The organism is Brevundimonas vitisensis, from assembly GCF_016656965.1.
GTDB classification, from domain to species: domain Bacteria; phylum Pseudomonadota; class Alphaproteobacteria; order Caulobacterales; family Caulobacteraceae; genus Brevundimonas; species Brevundimonas vitisensis.
On record NZ_CP067977.1, the window covers coordinates 622,186 to 642,459 of the forward strand.

The window sequence follows — 20,274 nt, forward strand, 5'->3', positions numbered from 1 at the left end:
AACTCAACGGCACCCCCAAGCCAAAAAAGAAAGGACATCCGAATGGCCATCGGTCTTCCCCCCAAAACTTCGGGCGTCTCCAAGCGCGGCTTCGCCTCGATGGACCCCGCCAGACAGCGTGAGATCGCCCGCAAGGGCGGGGCCAGCGTCCCCAGCGAGAAGCGCAGCTTCTCTCAAGACCGCAACCTGGCAGCTCAGGCCGGTCGCAAAGGCGGAGAGGCTTCTCACGGCTCGCGCAAGGACGACGATCAGAACACCCCGCCCGCCGAGTGACGCCTGCCTGTTAGAGACAAAAAGCCCCCGGTGCCCCCGGGGGCTTTTTTTCTGGAAAGTGCTCAGCTGAACGCCAACTGCCCAGCAACGCCTGCCGCAATCAGGATCAGGGGCGCATTCAGTCGGCTCTTCCAATAGGTCGCGATCAAACACGCGACGACGAACAGCAAAGCAGCTGCCGCGAGGGTGAAAGACGTCATCGGCACCTTCATCCCAGTGGTCACGGCCAGGTCCACACTGGTGGCGGCGATGATGCCGACCACGCCTGCCGCTACCCCAGCCAGAATGCGATGCAGACGCGGATTGTCGGCAATGCCTTCCAGGCGTTCGTAGAATATCATCGAAAAAGCAAAGGCCGGCAGAAACACCCCGACCGTGATCGCCACAGCCCCCAGCCAGCCCCCAGCCACATAGCCGACGAAGGTGCAGAAGATCACCAGCGGTGCCGGGAGGACGCCCGCAAAGGCGACACCATCCAGAAAGGTGCCATCCGACAGCCAGCCTCGGCCGACGGTATCCGTCCTCACATAGGGTATGGCCGTATAGGCACCGCCGAATGTCAGCAGGCCGGCCTTCAGACCTGTCCAAAGCAGCGCCAGCGGACCCGCGACACCGATCGCTTCGCCAACCAGCGGCTCGCGAGCCAGCGGCACGTGCGCCAGCGCGATACCTGCGCCGATCGCCACCAAGTTCGCCAGAATCGCCCATGTCCACCGCCTGGCCACTGCGAGGGGATAGACAGCCGCCGCAGCACCCAGAATGACCCAGAAGCTGACACCCGCCAGCGAAGCCGCCGCCGCCGTTACGGCCACCGTCCAGAGGGCCGCTCCGTCCAGCACATGCAGACCGATTCGATGCACGGCGCGCGCGATGATGGCCAAGACCGCGATCTGGATGCCCAGGAGCGCGCCCGCCACCCGGTCCAGCGATGGTGAAAACGCCACATAGGTTGCGGCAACCACCATCATCAGCAGAAATCCCGGCAGCATGAACCCGAGACCGGCCACCAGTCCGCCGATCCGGCCTTTCGCCCGGACCCCCATATGGACGCACAGCTCATGAGCCTCTGGCCCCGGCAGGACCTGCATGACCGCGAGCAGTCGATTGAATGCCGGGCCTGAAAGCCAGCTTTCCCGGTCCACAAGTTCGCGGCGGATCATGGCGATCTGGGCAACCGGCCCGCCAAAGGCCAGCATCCCAAACCTCAGGAAGCGAAGGAACAACTGGCCGTAGGTCATCGACGGCGGTCGAACGTCGGCCTCGCTCACATTCGTCATGGCCAAACGCTACCCCCATGAGGCCCCTGATCAGCAGAGCCCCCTCCGAAAAGGGCGGTCCCTTCTGGCGTCCGCACTGGCCAAAATGTGCGCTAGGAGAGCGTGGGAAGGCCCGCCAAAGACCTAACCGCGAAGAAGCACCATGGCTACCGACGGCGCGGTGGAGATGTCGAACCGCACCACCTTCCACCCGGCGGCCTCGACCATGGCCCTGAGTGAAGCCTCCGTGAACTTGCGCGAGCTCTCGGTGTGGATCGTTTCGCCGGCAGAGAAGCGGAAGCGGCGGTCACCGACGTCGACCGTCATGGCACGGCTTGCCACCAGGTGCATCTCCATCCGCTGCTCGTCCGAGTTCCAGATGGCTCTGTGCGAGAATGCCGAAACATCGAAATCGGCGTCCAGCTCCCTGTTCGCTCGCACCAGCACATTCCGGTTGAAGGCTGCGGTCACGCCCTGAGCGTCGTCGTAGGCGGCGACCAGGGTATCCGAATCCTTGACCAGATCGACGCCCAACACGAACAGCGACCCTTCGCCCAACAGACGTCTCGCGCCTGACATGAAGCGCACCGCCTCGTCCGGCTCCAGATTGCCGATGGTCGAGCCGGGGAAAAAGCCCACACGACGCCCCTGACCTTCCGACGGAGGCAAGGGATCGAGATGACCGAAATCACCGACGATGGGCGTGACGGTGAGATCGGGATAGGCTTCGCGCAGACTTTCGGCCGCTGCATTCAGGGCATCGGGGCTGATGTCGATGGGCACATAGGCCGCAAGATCCGGCAGGGCATCCAGCAGGATGCGAGTCTTGGCGCTGGCCCCCGATCCAAACTCCACCAGGGTCGCATCGGGCCCAAAGGCCTCGGCCAGAACGGGCGCGATCACAGCAAGCAGTCCGGCTTCCTGGCGCGTCGGATAATACTCGGGCAGTTCGGTGATGTCTTCGAACAGGCGGCTGCCCTCGGCGTCATAGAACCACTTGGGCGGCAGGGTCTTCGCCTTGGCAGACAGCCCGTCCGTCAAATCACGGCGAAAGGCGGCGGTCACCGCATCTTCCAGCAGGGGCTTCATTCCACGCCCCGCGGCGTCCTCGGCCAATCTCAGTCCCATGAACGCCCACCTTTGATGCGGATAAAAGAAGTTGCGATAGCTGACCCGTTCGTGTCCCGGCGGCGTAGCGAACGCGCTGCCTCTCAAGGTCAGCTGATTGGCCATGAACTTGCCGTTGTATTCCGACGCCGTCCCCTCGGTCGGTCGAAACCCCGGATAGGGGCCATAGGCGCTCGAGGTCCACTGCCAGACCTCGCCGAACAGGTTGGAAAAGGCGTCAGGAGCCTGGCGCGCCGCGTGTTCCCACTCGGCCTCGGTCGGCAACCTCTTGCCGGCCCAGCGCGCATAGGCATCCGCCTCATAGGCACTTATGTGCCGGACGGGCTGTGATGGCTCGACCGCGTGCCGTCCCGTCAGGCTCATGGTCGTCCAGTGGCACGCTGTATCCCGTGACCAATACAAGGGTGCATCCCACCCCTCGGCCTTGACCTTGGCCCAGCCGTCGGCGAGCCAGAGCTCAGGCCGGGAATAGCCACCGTCTTCGATGAAGCGCAGCCAATCGCCGTTGGTCACCAGATCGTGGTCCAGAGCGTAGGGTTCCAGGAACACCCGGTGCCGCGGTCCTTCATTGTCGAACGCGAACACGTCGTCGGCCCCGATCTCGACAACACCGCCCTCGAACCGCGTCATACCGCCTAGCGCTGCCTCGGCCGAACGCGCGCGGGGCTCTCGGGCATAGGCGGCCGGATCCAGCGGCGAGGCCGCCATCAGATTGAGAATATCCATCAGGAAAAGTTCCTGATGCTGCTGCTCGTGATGCAGTCCCAAAGCAAAAAGATACTGCTGGTGGGGGTCCCTCAGGCCCTGCGCCAACAGGTCTGTCATTCGCCGATCAATCTCGGCGCGATAGGCCATCACTTCGGCGACGCCGGGCCGGGTCATCAGGCCGCGTCGGTCTCGCGCCACCCTTTCACCCAGAGCCTCGTAGTAGGAGTTGAACAACGCCTGGAACCGCCCGTCGACTGGCTCATATCCCGGCTGCGCGCTCAGGATCATGGCCTCGAAGAACCAGCTTGTATGCGCCAGATGCCACTTGCCGGGGCTGGCATCGGCCATCGCCTGGGCTGACAAATCCTCGTCTGACAAACCTTGGGCCAGTTGCGGCATCGCCGATCTGACGCGTTGGAACTCGGCCAGATCATCGGACTGGGCCGATCGGTCGCGCAGAATGGCATTCATCGTCGGTCTGTCCGTATGGCTGACGGGGTCAGGACTTCTAGGTCGCGCGGCTAACCCCAAGGGTTACGGTTCGTTCCCGATCAGGCGTGCACAAAATGAACCGGAACGGTCGGGATCAGGCGACGTTGAGGTCACGCGCCCACAGCACCTTCCTCCTTGCAGGATAAAATGTTTCCCACAGAGCAGCCGCCTTCGCCCAAAACGGATGCCCGGCCCAAGGTGGAAGGCATAGCAGACGCCAGCGATTGGCGCGATGCCGTGATGCAACGCATACCGGCGCTTCGAGCCTTCGCCTGGTCGCTGTCGCGCAATCCTTCGGACGCTGACGACTTGGTTCAGGAAACCCTGACCAAGGCCTGGACCTATCGCCACAAGTTTGACCCCGGCTCCAACCTGCGGGCCTGGTTGTTCACCATCCTGCGCAACAGCTGGTACACCTCGGTCGCGAAACGCCGGCGCGAGGTCGCCGATCAGGAAGGTCACCATGCCGCCGCCCTGGTGACCGAAGGCAATCAGGCCTGGTCAGTGGAACTGACCCAGCTGCGGGCAGCGCTGGACACCCTGCCCCCCGAGCACCGCGAGGCGATCATTCTGGTGGGCGCAGCGGGGCTTTCGTATGAAGAGGCCGCCGAAATCGCCGGGTGCGCGGTGGGTACGGTCAAGAGCCGCGTCAACCGCGCCCGCAACAAGCTGGCCACCCTGGTGGACCAGCCCCGCGCCCCGGCTTCTTCCACCACAACAGACGTGGACTGACGCCATTCAGCAGACCGGCCGCAAGACGCGGTTCAGATCGTCTAGCGAACCGGCTTACCGCCATGCTTCGCATACTCCAGCCGGGCAATCGTGCGGTTGTGGACCTCGTCCGGACCATCGGCGATCCGCAAGGTACGCACTGCGGCATAAAGTTCGGCCAGCGGCGTGTCGCCCGAAACTCCGGCCCCGCCAAAGGCCTGGATCGCATCATCGATGACCTGCAGGGCCATCCGGGGCGCCGCCACCTTGATCTGTGCGATCTCGGACTTGGCGTTCTTGGCCCCCGCCTGATCGATCATCCAGGCGGCCTTGAGCACCATCAGCCGGCACATCTCGATGTTCGTGCGCGCCTCGCCGACGCGCTGTTCCCACACCGAATGTTCTGACAGCTGCTTGCGGAAGGCCGTGCGGCTGAGCAGCCGCTCGCACATCAGTTCCAGCGCCCGCTCTGCTGCTCCGATCACGCGCATGCAGTGGTGGATCCGACCGGGACCGAGGCGGCCCTGGGCGATTTCGAAGCCCCTTCCCTCGCCTGCGATCAGATTTTCGACCGGCACGCGCACGTTATCGAGAACCACTTCCGCATGACCGATCGGCCGCTCGTCATAGCCGAAGACGCTCAGCATCCGGTCAACGCGGAATCCGGGCGTATCGGTGGGCACCAGGATCTGCGACTGCTGCTGGTGTGTCGCCGCTCCCGTATCGGTCTTGCCCATGACAATGGCGATCGCGACGTTCGGATGCCCCATGTTGGTGGACCACCACTTCCGGCCATTGATCACATAGTGATCGCCGTCCCGAACGATCGAGGTCTGAATGTTGGTCGCATCCGATGACGCCACCTCCGGTTCGGTCATCAGAAAGGCCGAGCGGATCTCCCCAGCCATCAGCGGCTTCAACCAGCGGTCCTGCTGCGCGGCATCGCCGTACATGTGCAGCACTTCCATGTTGCCGGTATCGGGCGCGTTGCAGTTGAACACCTCGGGCGTCCAAAGACCGGCCCGACCCATGGCCTCGGCCAGAGGCGCATACTCCAGATTGCTCAGGCCCGCGCCATCCTCGCCGGGCAGGAACATGTTCCACAGCCCCGCCTCGCGCGCCTCGGCCTTCATGGTCTCCATGATGGGCGGTTGGCGCGTATGGTCGGCATGAACTTGCGACCAGTATTCGGCCGCGCGAGGATGCACCTTGTCGTCCAGGAACCGCTGCACGCGCTCCTGGAAATGCAACGCCTTGTCGGAGTGTTGGAAGTCCATGGTCATCCTTCTCCCTCTCCGTCGGGAGAGGGTGGCCGCATGGCGACCGGGTGGGAAGGGCCAGGCGATGCGGACGCCGTCCTGTGGGGCCGAGGCTTGCCGATCCCACCCCGCGTCCGCTGCGCTCGGACCACCCTCCCCCGAACAAGGGGGAGGGCAAAGGGTCTTGGCGTTAACGCTTCAGAAGCGGGGCCAGCTTCTGGGCGATCATCATGTCGCCCGCCACCTTCAGCTTGCCCTGCATGAAGGCCATCATCGGGTCCAGCTTGCCCTCCGACAGGGCGATGAAGTCGTCCCAGCTGATCGACACGGTCGCGTCGGCGGGCTTGTCCTCGTTGGTCACGGTATTCGGGACGCTGGCCCCGTCGATATAGATTTTGCCGGTGTCACCCAGGTCGATCTTCACGGTCTTGCCCAGACCGGAATTGTCGCCCACGGCGCCGCGGATATGTTCGGTGACTTGTGCCAGATCAGGCATGAGCGTCTCTCCCAATGGACGTTTGTACCCATCGCCTACTCTGCCCTGCGGGCGGTGCCAAGATCACGCTTGGTCAACTTCCCGCGCGGCGGTGGCAATCACTGGAAATAGCTGTCTGACCGCATGACGCGAGGTTCGTCGCGGACCCCAGCTTCGGCACGGTCCAGGCGCTCGCGGCGGGCCCGGCGCTCGGCGGCATAGTCGGGTTGCGGCTCATCGAAGCCGAACTGGCTGCCGGTGCTGGAAGTTGTCTCCTTGACGCGGAACGGCGCCCGCTCAGTGGGTGCGGAAACATAGGGAGGGCCGTAGTCCGCCTCTGAGGGTGCCGGCCATTCGGGATCGGTTTCGACATAGGCTGAGTCCAGAACCGGTTCCATCGGCGGCGGTGGCCGGTGCTCATATCCGTCGACCAGCGCGCCCACCTCCATCACACCGCCAGGTACCGGTTCGAGGTCCGGCGGCGTGACGAGAGCGACCGACAGCCCGGCGCGCTGAGTAGACTCACTGCTCCCCGTCGCGGGTCGAGCCTGCACGGCAGCCAGCCCAACCAAGGCGACCACGGCCGCTGCACCCGCCGCCGCCGCAATCTTCTGCGACTGAGTGAGATTTTCCCAAAAACGCATCGCGCTGTCCCTCCAAACCCATGGGCTGGTCACCGAGATCAAATTCCCGACGGCCGCATTGGTTCAAGCGCGCGGTATGCCCGGCGAGATCGCACTGCGTGCCGCCCTGGGGGTCGCTGGCCCAAGCGGAGCCGTGAACCGTTAACGTTCGCTTGCGTTTGCTCACCAGACGAAAGTGAGTTGCATGTTGAAATACGTCATCCCTGCCGCCGCTGTTTTGGGCCTGATTGCTTTCAGTGCCCGTACTGAGACCCCTGCCTTTTCGGCTGCACCCTATGAGGCGCAATCCGAGGCCGCCGTCATGGGCTGGCACCTCAGCCGCGAGGGGGCCATGGCCAAGCTGGCCTATGGCGTTGCCAACTCCGACCAGCTGGCGCTGATGCTGACGTGCGAGCCGGGCGAAAGAGCGGCCGTTGTCTATGGTTCGGTGCAACCGGACACCCCTGCGCTGATTTCGGCCGCTTCCACGCCCAGCGAGGTTGATCCCCTGTCCGGCGCGATCGCAGCGCGGCTTCCGCTGAACGATCCCAGCCTGCGCAAGCTGGCCCGCGACGGCCAGATGAATGTCGAAGGCGATGCTGGAAAGTTCAGCTTGGCAGCGACCAAGGCAGAACAACGCGCGGTGGGTGAATTTCTCGCCTATTGCGCAAACGGCGTGGCCTGATCACATCAGCCGTCCAGATCAACACGCGGGGGCGCGATCATGACCGGCCTGTTTCTAGCGCTGAGCCTTTTACTGGGCCAGACGCCACCGCCTGCATCAGCCTGGACCTGGACCCTCTACGACACTGAAAGCCCGGTCGTCCTGGCGCATGAGGTGCCGGACACCGTGCACCTGCGCACGACGCTGGAATGCGATACGGGCAGCGGTGTCGCGCGGGTTTCGATGTATGGTTTCGGGCCCTCGACGGGCTATGTGCGCTTTGCCGCCGCGACTGCGGTATCCACCAGCGAGATCGCTCCGGCCCCGAATGGCACGCTCATCGCGCCGATGCGCACAGACCATCCGGTATTTGCTGCCTTTGTGGCCGGGGGCCGAATGACGGCCACAGTGGGCGATCGGCAACGTGCGATAGAAGTTCAGCCCGCCCACCTTGCGAAACTGCGCCGCTTCGCAGAACTGTGTGCAGGCTGACCTCAATCGGAACCTGCCTCATGCGCCCTGCACTCTTGCTGACCCTCGGAAGCTTGTGCGCCTTGACGGCGGCTTGCGCCTCCACGGAGATGCCAAAGGCACCTGCTGCTTCCGATGCGGCCCTCTCAGCGCCTCAGCCGATCGCTGACCACGACTGGTTTTTCGACAGCGATCAGGAGCAGGCCGGTCTTGTCTATGGCCTGGCCGACAGCGACGACATCTGGCTTTCCCTGACCTGCCGAGGCGGCAGCGGTACCCTGCAGATGTCGCAGCCGGTCACGCCGTCACAGCCGCGCGTCATCGCGCTGGAATCGGGCGGCGATACCGAGACTTATCGGACCGCCACCGAAGCGTCGGAGATGTACGAGGGCGGCATTATGACGGCCTCTGCCAGGACCTCGGATCCTGTGTTCCAGCGCTTCCGCCGGGTCGGCTGGCTGGCACATTACGGGCCCGACCACCGCACGGTGATGGTCGCGCAGCCCGGGTCGGCCAGCCGGATCGAAGCCTTCTTCGTGTTCTGCGGATGAGGCTCAGCTCGCCTTGGGCATGACCGGCATCATGTTCTCGTACGGCGTCGTGGGCTCGATACCCGGGGCCAGCGCAGCAGGAGCCGGCGTCCCGGCTTCTCCCGGCAGAGATCGGATGAAGCGATAGATGGCTCGGCGGTCTGCCTCCGACATCGCATTGACGCTGGGCCAGGGCATGATCGGCAGGGCTTGCCGCGTGCCCAGCATCTCGACCCATTCATCCTCGGTCATACCGGCAGTGGTCAGCCGCAGATTGTGCGCATAGGTCGTGCCCCAGGGGCCGCGATAGCCGACCGGGTTGCCCTTCAGCCATTCTGTCTCGGCCAGCTTTCCGCCGCCCTGCACATAGCCGGGCGTGTGACAGTCGTTGCACCCTCCGACCTTAACCAGATAGCGCCCTGCCTCAATGTCAGAGGCTGCCACCACGTGCGGCGCGTCCGTCGATGTCGCGACCTTGACCTCGGCACGATCGCAACTGGCAACCGCCAACATCGAACCGAGGGCAAGGGCTCCGGCAATCCGGAAATCCATGAGTGTCTCCCCAACTGACACGCACAGAAAACAGCGTTTCGCAGGCTCCGGTCAAGCTTACGGATTTGTCATTTCCAGTCTGCCGCCGGCCGCCGACCGACCACCACCGCGGGATGCTGGCGATCGGCCCTTAGGTGCCCTACCCGGAGCCCATCAGGGACAGGCAGGCCAGGTGTGCCCCGCCTGCCCGGTACCCTTTCAGGCATCGACGCCGATACCGACCGGACAGGCCACGCCCGTTCCGCCGATACCGCAGTATCCGGCCGGATTCTTGGCCAGATAGCCCTGGTGATAGTCCTCGGCGAAATAATAGGGACCCGCCGGGGCGATCTCGGTCGTGATCGTGCCCTTGCCCGCCGCGTTCAGCGCCGCCTGATAGGCATCGCGCGAGGCCTCGGCCTGAGCCTTCTGATCGTCGTCCAGATAGTAGATGGCCGAGCGATAGGTCGTGCCGACGTCATTGCCCTGACGCATGCCCTGGGTCGGATCGTGGTTCTCCCAGAACGCTTTCAGCAGATCGCCGTAGGTAATCTCCTCGGGATTGAAGACCACCTGGACCACCTCCGTATGGCCGGTCCGCCCGGTGCAGGTCTCCTCATAGGTGGGATTGGGCGTGATGCCGCCCGAATATCCGACCGAGGTCACCCAGACGCCCGGCATCTGCCAGAAGACGCGCTCCACACCCCAGAAACAGCCCATGCCGAAGATGGCCGTTTGAAATCCCTCGGGATGCGGTCCTTTCAGCGGGCGGCCACTGACGAAGTGAACCTCGTCGGTGTGCAGAGGGCTCGAACGCCCCGGCAAGGCCGTATCGGCGGTCGGCAGTTGCGTTTTGGCAGCGAACAGTTTGTCGAGCAGGCTCATGGGTCGGTCTCCGATCAGTCGACCCCCTATATGGGATGCGGTTGGCGCTTGCCGAGGGGGGTCCGGTTGTTCTATCAGCCTCGCCTCGCTGCGGACCGACCTCCGCAGGCGTTTGCCGGTGGTAAACGGACAGGTGGCGGAGTGGTCGATCGCGCACGCTTGGAAAGCGTGTGTAGGTGAAAGCCTACCGAGGGTTCGAATCCCTCTCTGTCCGCCACCCACTCCTCACCGTACGCATGATCGATCTAGCGCTCTGGCTGCAAGTGGCTGGGCTCGCGGTCCAGACCCTGGCCGCCAAGCGCCGGCAGTGGATCAAACCGACCTGAAACTGATCAGCCTTAGTGCCCCCCAACGGAAGGACAGGGCGTGCTGATGTCAGGCCCGGCTTGGTCGGTGCTTCAGTATGGATTGGCGCGATCGGGCCGCCGTGCAAAGCTTGGAGGGTCGAACGCATCGCCTGCCGAGGTACGTCCATGTTCAGTCGTCGTGCCTTTCTGGCTTCATCGGGATCGCTGGTTCTTGCCCCGCCCCTGACTTCGCGCACCGCGCGGCCCGGTTTCGTCACCCGTGACGGGATGGCCCTCATGCTGGACGGGCGCCCCTATCGCTTCGTCGGAGCCAATGCCTGGTATCTGGCGTGGCTGGGGGCGGATGCGGATTTCGGCGACCGCGGGCGGCTGGCGCGCGAACTGGATGCCTTACAGGGCGACGGCGTCACCAATCTGAGGATCGCAGCCTCGGCGGAGCTCTCGCCGCTGAAGAACTCGGTGCGTCCCGCCTTTCGCGATCGTGGGCCTGAATACAATGAGACGCTGCTCACCGGCCTGGACCATGCCATGGCCGAGATCGGTCGGCGCGGCATGAAGGCGGTGCTGTATCTGACCAATTTCTGGGAATGGTCCGGCGGGATGATGACCTATCTGTCCTGGGTCAACGGCGGCCGGTATCTGGACATGAACGACCCGGCCCATCCTTGGCCCGCTTTTCCCGATTTCATCGCCGACTTCTATCGCAGCGGTGAGGCCGTGGACCTTTATCGAGACTATGTTCGCGCGGTCGTGACCCGGATCAATACGGTCACCGGCATCCCCTATGCCCAAGACCCTACCCTGATGGCCTGGCAACTGGCGAACGAGCCTCGGCCTGCAGGTGGCGTGACAGAGGCTGTGGCCAATCTTCCGGCCTTCTATGACTGGATCAACGGTACCGCGCGGCTGATCAAGTCGCTGGATCCCAACCATCTGGTATCGACTGGCGGCGAAGGTCTGAAAGGATCGGTCGAAAGGCCTGAAATCGTTCTGGAAAGCCAGCAGTCGACCGACATCGACTATATGACCGCCCATATCTGGCCGGGGAATTGGGGCTGGCTGGACCGCAAGGACATGGCCGGCACCGATGCGGCAGCACGGGCTCTGTCACGCGACTACGTCGCCCAGCACATCGGCTTCGCACGGCAGCTCGACAAGCCGCTGGTGATCGAGGAATTCGGCTATCCGCGCGATGGCGACGCCTATGATCCGGCCGTGCCCGCCACCCTGCGTGACGGCTTCTATGACGATATCCATGCGGCGGTGCTGGCCGATGCCCAGGCGGGCGGGCCGCTGGTCGGTTCGAACTATTGGGCCTGGAACGGTGAGGCGCGCAGCCCCCACCCGGACCACCGGTTCCGGTCAGGCGACCGCGCCTGGATGGGCGACCCCCCGCACGAGCCCCAGGGGTGGTATGGCGTGTTCGACACCGACCAGTCGACCCGGGCGCACATCCGCGCTCACGCCGCAGCGCTGGCGGTGGTCTGAGGCGTCAGACCCCCACCTTCGAAGCGGGTCTGGCATGACAGTCAGCCAGCCAGCGCGCCAGGTTCGTGAAGGCTTCGGGCGGGCGATATTTGATCAGCCGCGCGAAATCCAGACCGACCACCGCCACCACATCGGCGATGGTGAACCGGTCCAGGGCGATGAATTCGTGCTCACCCAGGTGCCGGTCCAGGGTCTTCATGAAACGCTCGGCCGCGACGCGATTGTACTCGGCCATTTGCGGCAGCTGGGTCGCCTCCAGAGCGGCCAGAGCCGGATGGGTGTGCCGGACATTCAGCATGATCGGATTGGCCAGATAGAACTCGCAACGCCGGGTCCACATCTCGACCAGAGCCTGTTCACGCGCATCGTGCCCGAACAGGTTGGGCTCGGGATACATCGCCTCCAGATAGCGGCAGATGGCCACCGATTCAGAGATGGTCGTGCCGTCGTCCAGCTCCAGCGCCGGGACATGGGGCACACCGACACGTGTGCGATACTCAGCCGTCTTGTGTTCGCCCGACATGATGTCGACGGGAACGATCTCGACGTCCTCGATCCCTTTTTCCGCCATGACCCAACGCACGCGGCGAGGGTTTGGTGCGCGGTGGCTGTCATAGAGTTTCATGCGCCTTCTCCCGTTCAGCCGAATATGGAGGACGGCATCGCGCCGACAACTGCCGCGGTCATCAATGTCGCCAGGAAGCCGCCGAACAGCGCCTTCCACACCATGCCCAGCACCTCCTCGCGGCGCTCAGGCATCAACACCGACAGGCCCGTGACCGTGATGCCGACTGAGCCGATGTTGGCAAAGCCGCACAGGGCATAGGTCATGAGCATCCGCGTGCGCTCGCTCATTTCAGAGGCCGGCACATTGCCCAGTTCGATGAAGGCGACGAACTCGGTCAGGGTCAGCTTGACGCCCAGAAGCCAGCCCGCCTTGCCAGCCTCCGACCATTCGACACCCGTCAGCCAGGCGACGGGCATGAAGGCCCAGCCGAGCAGGCGCTCGACCGTCACCGGCTCTCCAAAGAGCGACAGGCCGCCGATCATCAGGTTGACCAGGGCAACCAAGGCCACAAACACGATTAGCACCGCCGAGATGTTCAGCACCACCATCAGCCCGTCAGCCGTCCCCTTGACGATGGCGTCGATGGCGCTGTCGTAGTGAAGGGCCGAGCGGTAGTCGGCGTGAGCACCGCCCTGCCCCGGCGTTTCCGGAATGATGATCCTGGCCAACAGGATGCCTGCGGGCGCTGAGACGATGGAGGCGACCAGGACGTGGCCTGCCGCATTGCTCATCACCGGTCCGAGGATGGCGGCATAGGCGACCATGGTCGATCCGGCGACAGTCGCCAGGCCCACCACCATCATCAGAAAGATTTCAGACCGGGTCAGCTTGTCCAGATAGGCGCGGATCACGATCGGGCTTTCGATCATGCCCAGAAAGATATTGGCCGCCACCGCCAGTGCCGATGCCCCGCCCAGGCCCATGGTCCGCTGAAACAGCAGGCCGAACCCATAGGTCAGCCACTTCAGCACCTTCCAGTGCCACAACAGTGCCGACAGGGCCGAGATCACCAGGATCAGCGGCAGCACCTGGAAGGCAAAGGTGAACAGCGCCCCTTGGTTGCTGACGGCATAGGGTTGGTCTCCGCCGGCCAGATAGCCGAACACAAAGCGGGTACCCTCGTTGGTCGCCACGGCCAGTCCGTCGACGGCGCCCGTCACCGCAGCCAGCACCCCTTGGGATCCCGGGATGGCAAAAAGGGCAAGCACCAAGGCCGCCTGAACCGCGATGGCTCCCACGGTCAGCCGCCAGGGAAACCGGCGGCGATTCTCTGAGATCGCCCAGCAGACGCCGACGATAACTATCAGACCCAGCAGGCTTTGAAGGTTCAGGACGCTGAACATGATCGACTGTTTCCCCGTCTCCGGAACAACCGGAGCCCGCATCGCTTGAACGCCGTCGCGGGGCGTCTGGCAAGGCCCTGGGCGCACGCTTGCGTCAGGACCCGTCAGGCGGAGCCCTCTTTCTAGCCGATCAGCGGTTTGTTAGCGTCCCCGATCTGCTTGGGGGGAACGACGATGCTGAAGATGTTCGCACGCGCGGCCGGTGTGCTGCTGGGGACGGCCGGCCTGGCGCTTATGCTGGGCGTGTCGCCCGTCGCGGCACAGGAGCGACTGGCCATCGGTGGCTCGGTCGCAGGCGATCTGGTCGACGGCGACAGCACCCTGTCCTCCGGCGAGTATGTCGATGTCTATACCTTCGAGGGCCGGGCTGGACAGCAGGTGACGGTGAGCATGACGTCCGGTGACGTCGATGCCTATGTGATGCTGCGCGGCCCCGCAGGCTTTGCCGAGGAAAACGACGATCGCGACGCGGGCCTGACCGATGCCCAGGTCAGCGTCCGCCTGCCCGCCAACGGCACCTACCGCATCCAGGCAACGACCTATCAGCCCGGTGAGACGGGCCGCTATCGGATCGCCGTGGTCGAGGGCGGTGCCTCGACGACAGCACAGGGGGGCGGTGCCGTGACCGTGGGCGCGCCCAACCGCGGGCAGTTGCTGGATGGTGACGGCCGCCTCCCCGCCGGGGAATACGTCGACCGCTGGATCCTGAACGGCACGCCTGGCCAAGCCTATGTCGCCCAGCTGAATACCGGTGATTTCGACGCCTATCTGTTTGTTCGCGGCGAGGGACTGGAAGCCGACAACGACGATGACACCAGCGGCCGTGGCAGCACCAACAGCCGCCTGGAATTCGTGATGCCCGAGGATGGTCAGGTCGTCCTGTCCGCAACCAGCTATCGCGGGGAAGAGACCGGTGCCTATACGCTCATGGTGGATGAGGCGGGTACTCAGACCGCCAGCGTGGGCACTCCCGTATCTGGCGGACGTCTTCGTCTGGGTCAGGTGGTGAACGGCGACCTGGCCGAGGGCGACTCCACCTTGAGGTCTGGCGAGTACACCCAGGTCTTCACGCTGAGCGGATCGGCGGGCGACCAGATCGACCTGCAGATGGTTTCCGCCAATTTCGACCCCTATCTGTTCATCACCGGGCCTGACGATTTTTCGGCCGCGAATGACGATGATCCCTCCGGCGAGAATGGCGTCAACAGCCGCCTGATCGTCACCCTGCCCTCCGACGGCGACTATCAGGTCTATGCCACCAGCTATGCCCCCGGCGAGAGCGGCGACTTCCGCCTGACGGCGAACCGCGCCAGCGGATCCGCCATCGCCCAGGCCGAGACGGCGCTGGCGTCGCGCGTGCCGGCGTTCGAGACCGGCATCGACATGAACGGCAGCCTGGCCGACGGCGATCAGGCCCTGCCTGACGGCGAATATGCGGACCGCTATACTTTCCAGGGCCGGGCGGGTGAACGGATCGCCCTGACGGTCGAGTCGGGCCAGTTCGACACCTATCTGTTTGTGCGCGGCCCGGGCGGGTTCAGCAGCGACAACGACGATGGTCCGGATGGCACCAACAGCCGCATCGACGCCGTCCTGCCCGCCGATGGCGAGTATACCGTCACGGTTACCTCCTATGGCCCTGGCGAGACGGGCCGCTATCGGTTCGTGGCCGGGCCCAGCCTGGGTACGCCGCGTCAAGCCGGCGTCCAGGGCGGAACGCGTGTGTTCGCCGTCATGGTCGGTATCTCCGACTATGGTGGCACTGGTGACCTGGCTTATACGGCCGACGATGCGCTGAAACTGGCCGAGGCCCTGCGCCGCGAAGGCGTGCTGAACCCCGCCAGCATCACCCTGACCGACGCCGATGCCACGGTTGACGGTGTCCGCGAAGCCTTTGCCGAGGTCGCGGCCCAGGCCGGGCCGAACGACATCTTCCTGTTCTTCTATTCAGGACACGGGGCCCAGCACCCGGGCAGCTTCAATCCGAACGAGCCGGATTCGCGTTACGAGACCATTGCCCTGCGCGATGGCGAGATCACCGACACCGAAATGGCGGAACTTTTCGGCACCCTGGACACCCGCTTGGCCATGATCGTCCTGGACAGCTGTTTTTCGGGCGGTTTCGCGCGCAACGTCGTCAGCCGGCCGGGCGTGATCGGCCTGTTCAGCTCGGAGGAGGACCTGACCAGCCAGGTGGCCGGTAAGTTCGAAGCGGGGGGATACCTGGCCCACTTCCTGCGGACCGGTCTCTCCGGTGAGGCCAATATGGACGGCGACGACATGATCACGGCCGGCGAACTGACCACCTATCTGCGCCGCAAGTTCGCGGCCGAGGTGTCCGATGTCGGGGCCGAAACGATCGACGGTCAGCGCAGCTATCAGAACCTGGTCGTGGATCGCGGCGGGGTTCAGGTCGACGACGTGGTGATCCGTATCGCCGCGCGCTGATCCTGCCTGCGGGGCAAAAGAAAACGGCGGCCTCCGGGATCGGAGGCCGCCGTCGTCATTTCAGGCTCTGATCGGGATCAGTGAACCCCGGCCATGCCCTTCTTCAGGATGGGCGAGACCACGAACAGGAAGATCCCGACGCCGACGCCGACCCAACCGATCGTCGAAAAGATCGAGCTGAAGGTCTGCAGGGCCAGACCCGGATCGGTCACGACGCCCGCAACCGTCTTGGTCGCCGTCGCCTTGGCGATGATGCCCGCCACGATGTGTGCGACCGAGCTGGACAGGAACCAGACCCCCATCATCATGCCGACCACGCGTTCCACCGACAGCTTGGTGATCATCGACAGACCCACGGGCGAGAGGCAGAGCTCGCCGATGGTGTGCAGCAGATAGGTCAGGAACAGGAACATCAACGGCACGCGGAAGTCTGCGTTGGCAGCATTCAGCGCCGCCCAGGCCAGCAGCAGGAAGCCTGCACCGACGAACACCAGGCCGAACGAGAACTTGACCGGCGTCGACGGCTCCATGTTCCGGCGGCCCAGCCACACCCAGAGCGCCGCCATGAGCGGGCCCAGGACAATGATGATGCCGGGGTTGAAGGACTGGGTATAGCCGACGTTGAACCAGCTGGGCATCTCGGTCGATTGGTCAGCGAAGACGCTGAGCGACGACCCGGCCTGTTCGAACAGGGCCCAGAAGAGGACCGAGAAGAAGATCAGCACCTGGGCCACCAGCATCCGCGAGCGCTCGGCCCCCTTCAGCTTCAGGACCGTATAGCCGACGACCAGGGCGAAAATGACGCCCGCAGCCCACGGCAGGACCATCTCGATCAGTTCGTGACGCTGGATCAGCAGCCAGGTCGGGAAGACCGCGACCAGGCCCAGGATCCAGAACACCGCCTCCAGAGGAACGCCCAGGATTTTGGCCGACTTCAACGCCACCGGATTGGGCGGCGCACCTCGGCCTTCAAGCCACGGCTGTCCCACGATGAAGGTCAGCAGGCCCAGCAACATGCCGATGCCCGCCAAGCCGAAGCCGTAGGCCCAGCCATAGGTGAAGCCCAGGTACGAACAGGCGATGGTGGCCAGGAAGGACCCCAGATTGATGCCGACGTAGAAGATGGTGAAACCACCGTCGCGACGCGGATCGTTCTCGTCGTAAAGGGCACCGACCACGGTCGAGATATTGGCTTTCAGGAAGCCCACGCCGACGATGATCAGCGACAGGGCCAGGAACAGCAGGGGTTCGCCGACCTGAAGGTCACGCGTGGTCTCCAGGCTGAAGCTGCCGGTCGGGGTGAAGGCGGGGAAATCAGACCCGCCAGCGGTCGCCGTCGCGGCCGGCTGTGCACGCGTGACGCCCTCGGGCGAGATCACGATCTGGACCCGCTCTGTGCCGTCAACGATGAAAAGCTTGCGGTCCTGATTGCGGCCGTCAACCTCAATGGCATAGGTCTCGCCGCCGATCGTGATCCGCTCCTTGCCGCCCGAACCCTCGAACGCCATCGTGAAATGGCCGAGCACCAGAAGCACGGCACCGATGATGACAGCCTTGCGCGATCCCAGATATTTATCGGCGATCAGGCCCCCGATAACCGGCATCAGATAGACCAGCGCCGCATAGGCGGCGTAAATTCCCTGCGCCTCTTCCGGACCGAACAGGAAGTGCTGGATCAGATACAGGGTCAGCATCGCCCTCATTCCGTAGAATGAGAACCGTTCCCACATCTCAGTGAAGAACAGGACTACCAGCCCCCGCGGGTGTCCCAAAAACGTCTTGCGGGGCGCGATTGCGCCTCCGGCGTCCGTCGTACTCAACGGCTCACTCCCTAAAGCCTGCGCCTCTAACCGCGCGCGAAGCGGCATAAGCAGCACGGGACGAAAGACCGGACAAGCGTTAAGGACGATCGGCAGCCAGACGAAGCCGCGATTCTCGCCCGTCAGGCCGCTGATCTCTGGTCGCAGATGCCCCGGCCTTCCCCGTCAAGGCGAATGGCCGCTAGAGTGGCGATAGTCCGCGTTCACGGAGAAGTCCCATGCGTCCCCTGACCCTCGCCGCCGCCCTCGGTGTCTCGTCCCTGGCCCTCGGCATCGGATCGGCCCGCGCCGAAGAAGGCATGTGGACCTTCGACAACTTCCCTATCGCGGCCGCCAATCGTCTGTTGGGCACCAACATCGATCAGGCCTGGCTGGACCGGGTGCGGCTGTCCTCGGTGCGGTTCGGCGGCTGTTCGGCCGGGCTGGTGTCGGGTGAGGGCCTGATCCTGACCAACAACCACTGCGTCGCCAGCTGCGTGGCCAATCTGTCGACCCAGGCGGTCAACTATGCCGCGACCGGATTTACCCCCGCGACGCGCGAGGAAGAGCTGAAATGCCCCGGTGGCACCGCGGAAATCCTGACCGAGATCACCGATGTGACCGCCCGCATGCAGGCGGCGGGCGAGGGTCTGTCCGGGCAGGCCTTTACCCAGGCCCGCGCCGCCGAGGCAGGCCGGATCGAGAGCGAGGGCTGCGGCGGCGATCCGACCCTGCGCTGTCAGGTCGTGACCCTTTATCGGGGCGGCCAGTTCAAGCTCTATACCTATCGCCGCTATACCGACGTTCGCCTGGCCTTCGCGCCCGAGGATCGCGCCGCGACCTTCGGCGGAGACCTGGACAACTTCAGCTTCCCGCGCTTCTCCATCGATGCGGCCTTCATCCGCATTTATGAGAACGACGCCCCGGTCCAGACGCCGATCCACTTCACCTGGAATGCGGATCAGCCCGTCGAAGGCACCCCCGTCTTCGTCTCAGGCAGCCCCGGTGCGACCCAGCGCCTGCTGACCATGGATCAACTGCTGACGGTCCGCGACGTCATGTTGCCGCTGGACCAGCTGATCGCCTCGGAGCTGCGCGGTCGCCTGATCCGCTTCAGCCAGGAGAGCGAGGAGAACGCCTTCATCGCCATGGACCCGATCGTGGGCCTGGAAAACACCTATAAGCGCGGCCTTGGCCGGATGCGGGCCCTGGTCGATCCCCAGTTCATGGCCATGAAGTCCGAGCAGGAGGCCGATTTCCGCCGTCGCCATCGCGATGCTGCCAACGCTTCAGACCCCTGGGCGGCGCTGTCCGCCGTCCAGCCGATCCAGCGTGAGCTCTATGCGCCCTACACCCTGCTGGAGACCCGCGCCGGCGGGGGGTCGCTGCATTTCGCCTGGGCCCGCACCCTGGTGCGCGCAGCGCAGGAGCGCGAAAAGCCCTCGGCAGAACGCCTGCCGGAGTTCGCCGACAGCCGACTGTCGGCCGTCCAGTCCAGCCTGTTTGCCGAACGTCCGACCTATCCGGCGCTGGAGCAGGTCTATCTGGAATGGTGGCTGTCCAAGACCCGCGAATGGCTGACCGTCGACGATCCCCGCGTGCAGGCCCTGCTGGGTAAGGAATCGCCGGAAGCCCTGTCGGCCCGGCTGGTCGCAGGTTCCACCCTGGCCGATCCGGCGGTTCGCCGTGCCCTGTGGGAAGGTGGTCTGGCCGCGATCGAGGCGTCGGACGATCCGATGATCCAATATGTGCTGTTGATCCAGGACGAGACCCGCGCCGTCCGCAGCGAGTGGGAGGAGAAGGTCCAGGGCCCGACCGACCGGGCGTCAGAGGCTCTGGCAGCGGCGCGTTTCGAAATCTATGGCGACAGTGTCTATCCCGATGCCACCGGCACCCTCCGCCTGACCTATGGCCGGATCGAGGGATCGGATGTGCCGGGCCAGCGCTGGGGGGCCTTTACCACCTTCGGGGGCCTGTGGGACCGCGCCACCGGTGCCGCGCCCTTTGACGTGGCCCCCCGCCTGCTGGCCGCACGCGAGCGCATCGACCCCGGCACGGTGCTGAACATGGCGGTATCATCCGACACGATCGGCGGTTCGTCCGGCTCGCCCGTCGTCAATGCGGCCGGCGAGATCGTGGGAGCCAATTTCGACTCCACCGTCCTGACCCAGCGCAACGCCTATGGCTATGACCGCAACGTCAATCGCAGCGTCATCGTGACCACCGGCGCGGTGACGGTGGCCCTGCGCGATGTCTATGGCATGGACCGTCTGGTCACCGAACTGGGCGTCGACTGATCGATCCGGCGAAGGAG

At 64.6% G+C, this 20,274-nt stretch carries 18 protein-coding genes and 1 tRNA gene; 9 read left to right on the forward strand and 10 right to left on the reverse strand.

Annotated features, from left to right (window positions below; translation table 11 throughout):
* Positions 1–42 precede the first annotated feature (42 nt).
* A complete protein-coding gene (locus tag JIP62_RS03125) occupies positions 43–273 on the forward strand; it encodes a con-10 family general stress protein (RefSeq protein WP_201103478.1) in 231 nt (76 codons plus the stop codon).
* Positions 274–335: 62 nt separating this feature from the next.
* On the opposite strand, the gene chrA is transcribed toward JIP62_RS03125, so the two are convergent.
* Both chrA and egtB read right to left on the reverse strand, forming a co-directional pair.
* On the reverse strand, positions 336–1,550 hold the full coding sequence (chrA, locus tag JIP62_RS03130) for a chromate efflux transporter (RefSeq protein WP_201103479.1): 1,215 nt from the start codon (positions 1,548–1,550) through the stop codon (positions 336–338).
* A 123-nt stretch (positions 1,551–1,673) separates the two neighbouring features.
* The gene (gene egtB, locus JIP62_RS03135) at positions 1,674–3,836 is read right to left on the reverse strand and encodes an ergothioneine biosynthesis protein EgtB (protein ID WP_201103480.1); all 2,163 of its coding nucleotides are present in this window, start codon (positions 3,834–3,836) and stop codon (positions 1,674–1,676) included.
* Positions 3,837–4,004: 168 nt separating this feature from the next.
* Between egtB and JIP62_RS03140 the strand changes: the two genes are divergently transcribed.
* Positions 4,005–4,589 (forward strand): sigma-70 family RNA polymerase sigma factor, encoded by a 585-nt coding sequence (locus tag JIP62_RS03140; RefSeq protein WP_201103481.1) that lies wholly within the window; start codon positions 4,005–4,007, stop codon positions 4,587–4,589.
* 41 nt (positions 4,590–4,630) lie between these two features.
* Here the strand turns inward: JIP62_RS03140 and JIP62_RS03145 are convergent, their stop codons facing one another.
* From JIP62_RS03145 to JIP62_RS03155, 3 genes are all read right to left on the reverse strand, one after another.
* Positions 4,631–5,845 (reverse strand): acyl-CoA dehydrogenase family protein, encoded by a 1,215-nt coding sequence (locus tag JIP62_RS03145; RefSeq protein ID WP_201103482.1) that lies wholly within the window; start codon positions 5,843–5,845, stop codon positions 4,631–4,633.
* A 172-nt stretch (positions 5,846–6,017) separates the two neighbouring features.
* A complete protein-coding gene (locus JIP62_RS03150; protein WP_201103483.1) occupies positions 6,018–6,323 on the reverse strand; it encodes an SCP2 sterol-binding domain-containing protein in 306 nt (101 codons plus the stop codon).
* A 98-nt stretch (positions 6,324–6,421) separates the two neighbouring features.
* Entirely contained in the window at positions 6,422–6,946 is a 525-nt protein-coding gene (locus JIP62_RS03155) for a hypothetical protein (protein ID WP_201103484.1), read from the reverse strand.
* A gap of 184 nt (positions 6,947–7,130) precedes the next feature.
* Here JIP62_RS03155 and JIP62_RS03160 point away from each other — a divergent pair, with 184 nt between their 5' ends.
* The 3 genes from JIP62_RS03160 to JIP62_RS03170 all read left to right on the forward strand — a co-directional run bounded on the left by JIP62_RS03160 (position 7,131) and on the right by JIP62_RS03170 (position 8,611).
* Positions 7,131–7,610 (forward strand): hypothetical protein, encoded by a 480-nt coding sequence (locus tag JIP62_RS03160; RefSeq protein WP_201103485.1) that lies wholly within the window; start codon positions 7,131–7,133, stop codon positions 7,608–7,610.
* A gap of 39 nt (positions 7,611–7,649) precedes the next feature.
* On the forward strand, positions 7,650–8,081 hold the full coding sequence (locus JIP62_RS03165) for a hypothetical protein (RefSeq protein WP_201103486.1): 432 nt from the start codon (positions 7,650–7,652) through the stop codon (positions 8,079–8,081).
* A gap of 89 nt (positions 8,082–8,170) precedes the next feature.
* A complete protein-coding gene (locus tag JIP62_RS03170; protein WP_201103487.1) occupies positions 8,171–8,611 on the forward strand; it encodes a hypothetical protein in 441 nt (146 codons plus the stop codon).
* A 3-nt stretch (positions 8,612–8,614) separates the two neighbouring features.
* Here the strand turns inward: JIP62_RS03170 and JIP62_RS03175 are convergent, their stop codons facing one another.
* Together JIP62_RS03175 and msrA are read right to left on the reverse strand one after the other, a co-directional pair.
* The gene (locus JIP62_RS03175; protein ID WP_201103488.1) at positions 8,615–9,142 is read right to left on the reverse strand and encodes a c-type cytochrome; all 528 of its coding nucleotides are present in this window, start codon (positions 9,140–9,142) and stop codon (positions 8,615–8,617) included.
* A gap of 198 nt (positions 9,143–9,340) precedes the next feature.
* Positions 9,341–10,006 carry a peptide-methionine (S)-S-oxide reductase MsrA gene (gene msrA / locus JIP62_RS03180; RefSeq protein WP_201103489.1) on the reverse strand — a complete coding sequence of 222 codons (666 nt, stop codon included), beginning with the start codon at positions 10,004–10,006 and terminating at the stop codon, positions 9,341–9,343.
* A 127-nt stretch (positions 10,007–10,133) separates the two neighbouring features.
* On the opposite strand from msrA, the gene JIP62_RS03185 reads away from it, so the two are divergent.
* Together JIP62_RS03185 and JIP62_RS03190 are read left to right on the forward strand one after the other, a co-directional pair.
* Positions 10,134–10,223 (forward strand) — tRNA-Ser (locus JIP62_RS03185).
* A 256-nt stretch (positions 10,224–10,479) separates the two neighbouring features.
* Positions 10,480–11,802: a glycoside hydrolase 5 family protein gene (locus tag JIP62_RS03190; RefSeq protein WP_201103490.1), complete on the forward strand. Its 1,323-nt coding sequence runs from the start codon at positions 10,480–10,482 to the stop codon at positions 11,800–11,802.
* A gap of 4 nt (positions 11,803–11,806) precedes the next feature.
* Here the strand turns inward: JIP62_RS03190 and JIP62_RS03195 are convergent, their stop codons facing one another.
* Complete coding sequence (locus tag JIP62_RS03195; protein WP_201103491.1) at positions 11,807–12,427, reverse strand: glutathione S-transferase family protein; 621 nt, start codon at positions 12,425–12,427, stop codon at positions 11,807–11,809.
* Between the two features lie 14 nt (positions 12,428–12,441).
* Positions 12,442–13,713: a NupC/NupG family nucleoside CNT transporter gene (locus JIP62_RS03200; RefSeq protein WP_201104527.1), complete on the reverse strand. Its 1,272-nt coding sequence runs from the start codon at positions 13,711–13,713 to the stop codon at positions 12,442–12,444.
* 174 nt (positions 13,714–13,887) lie between these two features.
* On the opposite strand from JIP62_RS03200, the gene JIP62_RS03205 reads away from it, so the two are divergent.
* Positions 13,888–16,161, forward strand: coding sequence for a pre-peptidase C-terminal domain-containing protein (locus tag JIP62_RS03205; RefSeq protein WP_201103492.1), 2,274 nt, complete (start codon positions 13,888–13,890; stop codon positions 16,159–16,161).
* 77 nt (positions 16,162–16,238) lie between these two features.
* Here the strand turns inward: JIP62_RS03205 and JIP62_RS03210 are convergent, their stop codons facing one another.
* The gene (locus JIP62_RS03210) at positions 16,239–17,855 is read right to left on the reverse strand and encodes a peptide MFS transporter (protein ID WP_201103493.1); all 1,617 of its coding nucleotides are present in this window, start codon (positions 17,853–17,855) and stop codon (positions 16,239–16,241) included.
* Positions 17,856–18,199: 344 nt separating this feature from the next.
* Here JIP62_RS03210 and JIP62_RS03215 point away from each other — a divergent pair, with 344 nt between their 5' ends.
* On the forward strand, positions 18,200–20,257 hold the full coding sequence (locus JIP62_RS03215; protein ID WP_201103494.1) for a S46 family peptidase: 2,058 nt from the start codon (positions 18,200–18,202) through the stop codon (positions 20,255–20,257).
* Positions 20,258–20,274: the final 17 nt, after the last annotated feature.